Below are 7635 nucleotides of genomic sequence, written 5' to 3' on the forward strand. Positions count from 1 at the left end.
TTGCTATTTCCGGCGGGTAGATTTATCATTTTTAGTGTCGAATTAAAAACAATAACTACCAAGGAAGGAGCAAGTCCGAAAAAGGGATTCGTGTACCCTTTTTTAAGCAATTCATATAGGACTAATATATCAAACATGACAAAGAAAAATCAAGATGAAATCACTGGTAAATTACAACCTAAAAAGAAACAGAATATAAGAATTTATGAATTTATAGAGAAGAAAATGAGTGAGAGCGGGAGAGAATTGTTTAAATCGTGCAGTACTTTTAATGAGTTTGTGGCTACGAAAGATAAAAAGAAAAAGAAACGAGTAAAGGGTAATGATTGTAAAAATCGATTTTGTCCGATTTGTGCTTGGAGAAAAGCAGGGAAGGACGCGGTGAAAATCGCAACAATGATGGAAGCAATCAAGATTGAAGAAAAGAAAGAGTTTCTTTTCTTAACATTGACAACTCCGAATATTAAAGCTGATACGGTAAAAAGCGAGATTGATAGATTTAATAAAGCTTTTAATAAATTATTTAAGAGACGTAATATTCAACGTTCTATTAAGGGTTATATTAGAAAGCTAGAAATGACGTATGATAAAGAACGATTCATCACTGAAGAAATGTATAACAACAAAAAGAGAAAAGCATATTATGATTCTCGTGGATTGAAAGTAGACGATCATAACCCGAATTATGATACATATAATCCTCATTTCCATGTATTACTTTGTGTTGAAAAAAATTATTTTAAACGTAAAGAGCTTTATATTAAGCAGGAAGAATGGTTGGAAATGTGGCGAGAAGTAACAGATATGCCAGAGATTACGCAAGTACATATTCAAAAAGTAGAGTTAATTCGAGAAGGAAATGCAGTTGCAGAGGTTGCGAAGTATTCAGCAAAAGATTATGAAATGTCAGTGAGTCAAGATGTGTTCGACGTGTTTTATTTAGCTTTAAAAGGTCGACAATTAATTGTGTACGGTGGATTGCTAAAAGATTATGCTAAAAAATACGAAGATGGCGAATTGGACAAGTATAAGAGTACAGATAAAAATGAGTATTATTATAGATTAATTGCAATGTGGAATAAGGATTTAATGAAATTTGAACAAGAATATCAAGAGTTAACGGAAAGTGAGAAACAAGAATATAACGGTCATTTGATTGATGAAATGGAGGTTGAATAGTTTTGTATAAAAAAGGTGATATTGTTAAACATACCTGTTGGGAATGTTATAACGAAGAAATGAAAATTTATCGGATTTCAAAAAGTAAGGTCAAAGATGGTGAAGATGTATATTACTCATATAAGTGCTAGGTTAAATGTGAAAAATGTGGTGCGGTTGATGATATTTGAATGACAAAGAGAGAACCAGTCTTAATATTAAGTTTGGTTCTCTCTTTTTTGTATTGAAAGAAAACCTTCTGAGTGCAGCAAGTAGCATTCAAAAGGTTTTTATGATCTAACAGAGAATTAACAAAAAAGAGTTTTTTCTTAAATTTAAATTTGTGAATTTGTGAATTTATTTTTAAAGTTTATTTCGAGATATATTTTGTTCTGATGATTTCGTTTTACTACTGTACGAGTTAAAAACCTATAGTGTGCGCATGAATTTTTTTAGATATATCTATATCGATAAAATACCGCACGTTTTTTGATGTTTTTTGAAAATAGAAATTCTACATTTTTGGGGTTGATTTTGGATTTTTGGTGTGGGATTTTATTTAAAAATTTTTAAATTTGAAATCTTGATTTTTCGATTTTTGAAATTTTTGTTTTCCGTTTTCTCTGTAATTCTGTATTCCGAAATTAGGGAGTTTATATAGTACCTCTATGACGAACTGAAAACGAAAAAACTTTGCTCGCATATTTAATTCATAGATATTTCATATCGTTAAAAAGTTGCACCGTTTTAAACAAGTTGTGTGATAAAAAAAGATGTTTAGATTATGTTTGAATTTGTTGTTTCTGTGAATTTTTTATTTCGTGATTCCTGTATATTTTTAATCCTTTTTACTCTTAAAATCTTTTTGCTTTTGTGCGCAAATGAAAAATTCAAAAAGCCACGCGTAACCTTTATTAAATATATAAATATATTATTAAAATACCTAACCCTTTTATGATGAAAAAATATAAATAGTTAAAGAAAAAAGACTGATGAAAATATCAGTCTTTTTTCTTTAGTTTTATTTATAAAGAGTATCTCTTTATGGTGTTTTCTACTTTTTCTCTCCAGTTCTCTATATCGTCAATTGATATTCCGATCTTTATTAATTCGTTTGGAATGAAACTGTTATCTAAAATCCATAAAGTGAGCCTTTCTAATGTGATTCTTTCGTTTCCAATCGAATAAATACGTTCACTTTGTTTGCAGGTATATGGTTTTTTACCAACATATTTTTCTACATAAAAGTATCTTTTTCCGTTTGCTTTGTAATTTGTTAGAAATGCCATAGTAATGCTCCTTTCAGGTGTTTTTATGGTTAGTTAAAGAGTAGTTCTGTAATGTTTTTTCAACTTTTTCATACCAATATTTCACATCGTTTATGGATACTCCGATTTCTAGTAGTTCTTTTGGTATACGGTTGTTATCTAATAGCCACATTGCGATTCTTTCTAAAGCTATTTTTTGATTGCCGATTGCGTAAATGCATTTATATTTGTATTGCTTTGAGTAATATGGTTGTGTTCCAACGTATTGGGCTACATAAAAGTAAATGTTTCCTTTTACTTTTTTTGATATTATATATGCCAAAGAAATGACCTCCAATCATTAAAAATCTATATTACTTTGATTAATATTAACTTTATCAGGTTAATTTTTCAACAAATAAAGTATGAAATAATGCATATTTTGAACGTTTTAATTTAAATAGGTTTTAAATTAGTTTAAATAAATAAAATAAATAACCTTATATGTATATAAATTAACTTTAATTTAAATGAAGTATGAAATAGTGCATAATATGATTTTTTATTCCATACAGGTTTAAAAATGTTTTATAAAGTGCTAAAGTTGTGTTTAAAAGGTTAAAAAACAACTATTCTTTGCACAAAAGTGCCCTTATAAGAAAAAAGCATGTATATTTCATGAGAAAAAGGAGTATAAAAAATGAAAGTAGTAAATAACTTCCGTGTGATTATGGCGGTAAAGAATATAGATAATGTTGCAGAGTTGGTTAGGATGACAGGGGTAAGTCGTAACTCTATCAATAAGTTGTGGCGTAACGACAATGTGTCATCTTTACGAATAGATACATTGCTACCGATCTGTGAAAAGTTAAATGTTAAACTATCGGATTTAATTGAATATATTCCAGACGATAGTGAGACAAAATAATTTAGGGGCTATTCTATCTTTAGATAGCTTGTGTATGATGAAATCGGTATTAATATTTGCTAGTGGAAAACAGGTTATATTCGCATATGGTTTTTGGTAGGGTTATATGCTTATTTTAAATTTCGGCAAACTTTTATGACTGTCTTTTTCTTTCTTTTTCTGTTTGTTATCACATGAATATGGTAAATGAAATTATAGGCTTGCTAGGTGCGTCAACATCTTGGAAGATGAGAGGTAGGCAGATATTTCGTGATTTTGTTTAACTTTATGTGTGATTATCGTAATGCAGTAAAATGAAATGGTGGAATTGATGAGTAATGAAAAAAGAGTTCCTATTTGTGGGGCTCTTTTTTTATTTGTCATGGTGTATGCAAAGCACATGCAGAATACATACTAAACGTTTTTAAACGTATAGAGGACGCATACTTTAGGGAAAATCGCTTCCCTGAAGTAGAGCATGAGAAACCCAATAGGCACAGTCTATTTCACCACTTTTTGTACAAAGTGGGATTCGGTTTCCTTATGCTCTTTTTTATTTGAATGGGTCTAGGAATGAATATACGAATATCTGTAGTTTTACCCTATGGCTATTCTTATAGTGATTCTAATAGAAAATGTGATTGTATTAATGTTTTTGGGGTGTTTGAAAGAATAGAAAAAGCTGAAGCTCTTCCTGTAAAACAAAAAAATATGTTTGTAGAGGAAGTAGTTATTTCACTACAAGAAAATTCCCATAGATCGGTGGGGCGGTGAATATAAAAAGAGACTTTTTAATATATGGATGTCAGATTTTAAAAGGGGGAGGAGTATTTATGGTACCTGTCAACGGTAAGCGGACGGAATGAAGCGATAGCGAAATGATGGAGCATTAAGGAGTTGATAGGTAACTTCGACCAAGACCCTCTTGTTCTTCCCAAAACCATGTTTTGGGGATGCCTACCGGCGAGGGAGTCCCTCAAGGATTGAGGGGTTGGGGAGTTCGATTGAAAGGGGTCAAGGGGAAGAGTTTCCCTTGTGGGTTTGGGCAAAGCCCATAATTCTTTTGCCATGCCTGTCATGGCTCGGCGGTCGCCGAAATGTCCCGTAGGGCACACGTGTTTACGCAGTAAACTGTAGTGTGCTACAGTTTACATGGAACTACGACCGAAGAAGGAGCGATGCCCATGTCAAAATTCATGGTTTGTCATATGCAAAAATTCAAGATGACAGATGTGAAAGGATTACAAATACATAATCAGCGTGAAAAAGAAAGTCATTCAAATTCAGACATTATTCAAGAACGAACGGAACAGAATTATGATCTTATTCATGATAAAAGAAAAGTGGATTATAAGAAATTCATTCAAAATCGAATTGATAATGGTGTTGTATCTAATCGTGCGATTCGGAAAGATGCTGTTGTTTGTTGTTCGTTTATGATTTCGGCTAGTCCTGATTATATGAATTCTTTATCTCAAGCGGAACAGAGACGATTCTTTGAAGAGTCTGTTTGTTTTTTAAAGGCGAGATATGGAGAAGAGAACTTTGTATATGCTTCAGTACATGTTGATGAAAAAACACCTCATATGCATGTGGGCATGGTTCCGGTTAATGAAAAACAAAAACTATCAGCGTATTCATTTTTTAAAAACAAATCAGAGCTTCATGATCTACAAGATAAAATCTATGAACATGTGAAGGAAAAGGGATTTGATATAGAGCGTGGTGTTTCTAGCGACAGGAAACATTTATCGACGCAGCGGTTTAAAGCGGTGAGTTTGCAACAAGAAATAGAGAAGTTAGAGCAGGAAAAGAAAGAAATAGATAGTCGTCTTTATGATTTAGCATCGTCTTTAGATCAAGCGAAAAGTGTAGATGAGATTCCAGTCAAAGAAAAAGGCGGGTTCATACGCTCTAAAATGGTCGAGATTGCTTCAGAAGACTTCGATAGTATAAAATCATTAGCTAAGTCTTCTGAGTCTCTTAGAAACGAAAATAGACGCCTTAAAAATGAAAAGATTAAGATTGAACGTGAAAAAGATGATTTATATAAGGGGCAACGTTTTTTAGAAAGGCAAGTAACAGACTTGAAAAGAGAGAATCGAGGGTTGAAGGAAGCAAATGATTTTCTTAAGAAAACGTTGGAGCGAGTGAAAGAGATGTATAAGGAGAAGCTTCCTGAACTCGCAGGGGTGATTGGTTATGTTAAGGGGAGTATACTGGACAAGATGAATCGCAAGTTTTTAAAACGACATTTTGCTGGTGATGATGAAGTAAAGGGTGCTCAAAAGTTCTTGAATCACAAACAAGAGCATGAAGAACAACAAAAGAGATTAAAACAAGTACGAAGAAGCCAACAGAAAAATTGGGACCAGGGATTGGAGAGATAGTGTGGGAACATTATTTAATCAACAACCAAGGATGGAATATTTTCATAGTTATGGAGTTAAGTTTATAGGTACTGTAAAGGAATTGGCTAAGAAAAATAATTTAACGATTGAAGAGACATGTAGGATTTTGGAATTGACGATGAAAATTGATGATTATGATCGTAAGGATGAACAATTAGCTGGAATTGGAGAACTTATCAAGGAAATGAATGATCAAATTATGGGACTTAGTGGAGGTCTGAGAGCTATAAGTGAACGTTTGCGTGATATGAATGAAAATGTTGTATTAGTATCTTTGGAAGATAAAGAATAATGGCATGTTAGGAGGCTCTGTGTGAGTCTCTTTTTTCTTTAGATGTGTAGCGTTAGCGGAACTTGTTTTGCATAATATAGCGAGGATTGTAGAGCCTTGTATAACATCCTTGAAGATAGTTTGTTTAATAAAAAAGACGTGGTTAAATCCCACGTCTTTTTCTAATTTAAAGGTAATTTTGATGAGTTTTCTTTTATAATTTTTAAGATTTCTTCAAAAGATAATCTCTGTTCTACTACATTAACAGTGAAATCTGAAGATTCTTGTTCGGACATTTTTAATTCGTACTCATTGTATAACAGAAACATTTCTAGGCAAGCTAATGCCGTTCTTTTGTTTGCATTATAGAATGCGTGGTTTTTAGCCAATGATTCAAATAATGCAGTGGCTTTGTGGAAGATAGTCGGATATGCATCCTCTTGTGCTACTGTTTGTTGTGGACGGTATATTGCTGATTGTAATAACCCTGTATCTTTAACACCTCTTTGTTCATTAGGTGAATACATGTCGATAAGTGTTTCATTGATAAAAATAGCTTGAGTTTCTGTTATATAAATTGTCATTTCGGTTTTCCTACTTTCCTCCACGCCTGAAGGATAATTATCTGTTTACCAAATCTTTAAATGCACCGTCAAATTTATTGATGGTTCTGTTTAACGATTCCAAGAACTTAGGATTGAGATCCTCTGGCATAGAAATTTTTTTGGATTTTTTTATAACGATTTGTTCGTTTTCTTCGTTAATTTCTAAACTTACAACGTCACCTTGTTTGATATTTAGAGTAGTGTAAAATTCTTGCGGTAATGTTAAACCTAAAGAATTGCCGATTTTAGTAACTTTACGTTCGATTTTTTGTGTTTCCATGTGGCGAGTGTTTGCTGTCATTTGGACTTCCTCCTTGGAATTTGCCACACTATTTTTTGTCGTAGTCTAATTGCCACTTTGTGTTTGTATTGAGTTTTTCGAATTATATAGTGTGATTTTATGTTTGTTTTGTTTGTTTGCTTTTGGTTTTTTCGGTCTTCTTAGTTTTCTCTTTTGTTTGTTGTGTTTAGTCTTTCTGTATTATTATGACGTTTAGTTAGAATGTTATAACAGTTATAACGTATTAACCGTCAATACAATTATACTCATTTTTAGAAATATGTAAACAAATTTATATTTCATTGCAAAAGATAGGGAAGATTGTAGAGCCTTGCTTGAATTTGTTTTATTTAGACAAAGAAAGTGTAAAGGGAGTTACCTGTTATTCTAATTAGCAGGTAAAGTTCGAGAATTTCTCGATTTTTTCATGGCAACACTTCGAACGTGTTCTGAAATATATGTTTTTGAGGTATAGGGGATTGATGTGTAATTCTTAAAGAGAAAATATTATAAGTTGTTTGAAAAACGCTTAGAAGTGAAAATGAAGAGGCTGAGAGATAGGAATAATTTTTGTTTTTAAAAGAAAAAATGCCCTTGTCCACGAAGTGGATTGAAGGGCATTTTTTTATGGTTTTTCGGACACGAAAAATACGGTTTTCTTCTTTCTTTAATACATAGGTAACTATTTCCGCACGGAAATTGATGCCTATGTATTCTTTTATCCCTTGATACACAAGGGATTTCGAAAAAAAAGAC

At 32.2% G+C, this 7635-nt stretch carries 9 protein-coding genes; 5 read left to right on the forward strand and 4 right to left on the reverse strand.

Annotation, left to right across the window (positions count from 1 at the left end; all coding sequences use genetic code 11):
- Positions 1–135: 135 nt before the first annotated feature.
- Positions 136–1179, forward strand: coding sequence for a protein rep (locus ACXKY9_RS27650; protein WP_000162904.1), 1044 nt, complete (start codon positions 136–138; stop codon positions 1177–1179).
- A 1004-nt stretch (positions 1180–2183) separates the two neighbouring features.
- Here the strand turns inward: ACXKY9_RS27650 and ACXKY9_RS27655 are convergent.
- Positions 2184–2447, reverse strand: coding sequence for a hypothetical protein (locus ACXKY9_RS27655; protein ID WP_000874966.1), 264 nt, complete (start codon positions 2445–2447; stop codon positions 2184–2186).
- Positions 2448–2460: 13 nt separating this feature from the next.
- The gene (locus tag ACXKY9_RS27660; protein ID WP_000323412.1) at positions 2461–2748 is read right to left on the reverse strand and encodes a hypothetical protein; all 288 of its coding nucleotides are present in this window, start codon (positions 2746–2748) and stop codon (positions 2461–2463) included.
- Between the two features lie 429 nt (positions 2749–3177).
- Between ACXKY9_RS27660 and ACXKY9_RS27665 the strand changes: the two genes are divergently transcribed.
- The 4 genes from ACXKY9_RS27665 (at position 3178) to ACXKY9_RS27680 (ending at position 6015) form a co-directional block, all read left to right on the forward strand.
- Positions 3178–3333 (forward strand): helix-turn-helix domain-containing protein, encoded by a 156-nt coding sequence (locus ACXKY9_RS27665; protein WP_336236414.1) that lies wholly within the window; start codon positions 3178–3180, stop codon positions 3331–3333.
- A 540-nt stretch (positions 3334–3873) separates the two neighbouring features.
- Positions 3874–4086, forward strand: a complete 213-nt coding sequence (locus tag ACXKY9_RS27670) for a hypothetical protein (protein ID WP_000522780.1) — start codon at positions 3874–3876, stop codon at positions 4084–4086.
- A gap of 410 nt (positions 4087–4496) precedes the next feature.
- On the forward strand, positions 4497–5702 hold the full coding sequence (gene mobV, locus ACXKY9_RS27675) for a MobV family relaxase (protein ID WP_000033078.1): 1206 nt from the start codon (positions 4497–4499) through the stop codon (positions 5700–5702).
- A gap of 31 nt (positions 5703–5733) precedes the next feature.
- The gene (locus ACXKY9_RS27680; RefSeq protein WP_003273526.1) at positions 5734–6015 is read left to right on the forward strand and encodes a hypothetical protein; all 282 of its coding nucleotides are present in this window, start codon (positions 5734–5736) and stop codon (positions 6013–6015) included.
- Between the two features lie 161 nt (positions 6016–6176).
- Here the strand turns inward: ACXKY9_RS27680 and ACXKY9_RS27685 are convergent, their stop codons facing one another.
- Positions 6177–6578: a type II toxin-antitoxin system death-on-curing family toxin gene (locus ACXKY9_RS27685; RefSeq protein WP_000158319.1), complete on the reverse strand. Its 402-nt coding sequence runs from the start codon at positions 6576–6578 to the stop codon at positions 6177–6179.
- Positions 6579–6615: 37 nt separating this feature from the next.
- On the reverse strand, positions 6616–6900 hold the full coding sequence (locus ACXKY9_RS27690) for an AbrB/MazE/SpoVT family DNA-binding domain-containing protein (protein ID WP_000126403.1): 285 nt from the start codon (positions 6898–6900) through the stop codon (positions 6616–6618).
- Positions 6901–7635: the final 735 nt, after the last annotated feature.

This window comes from Bacillus sp. 2175, assembly GCF_057812155.1.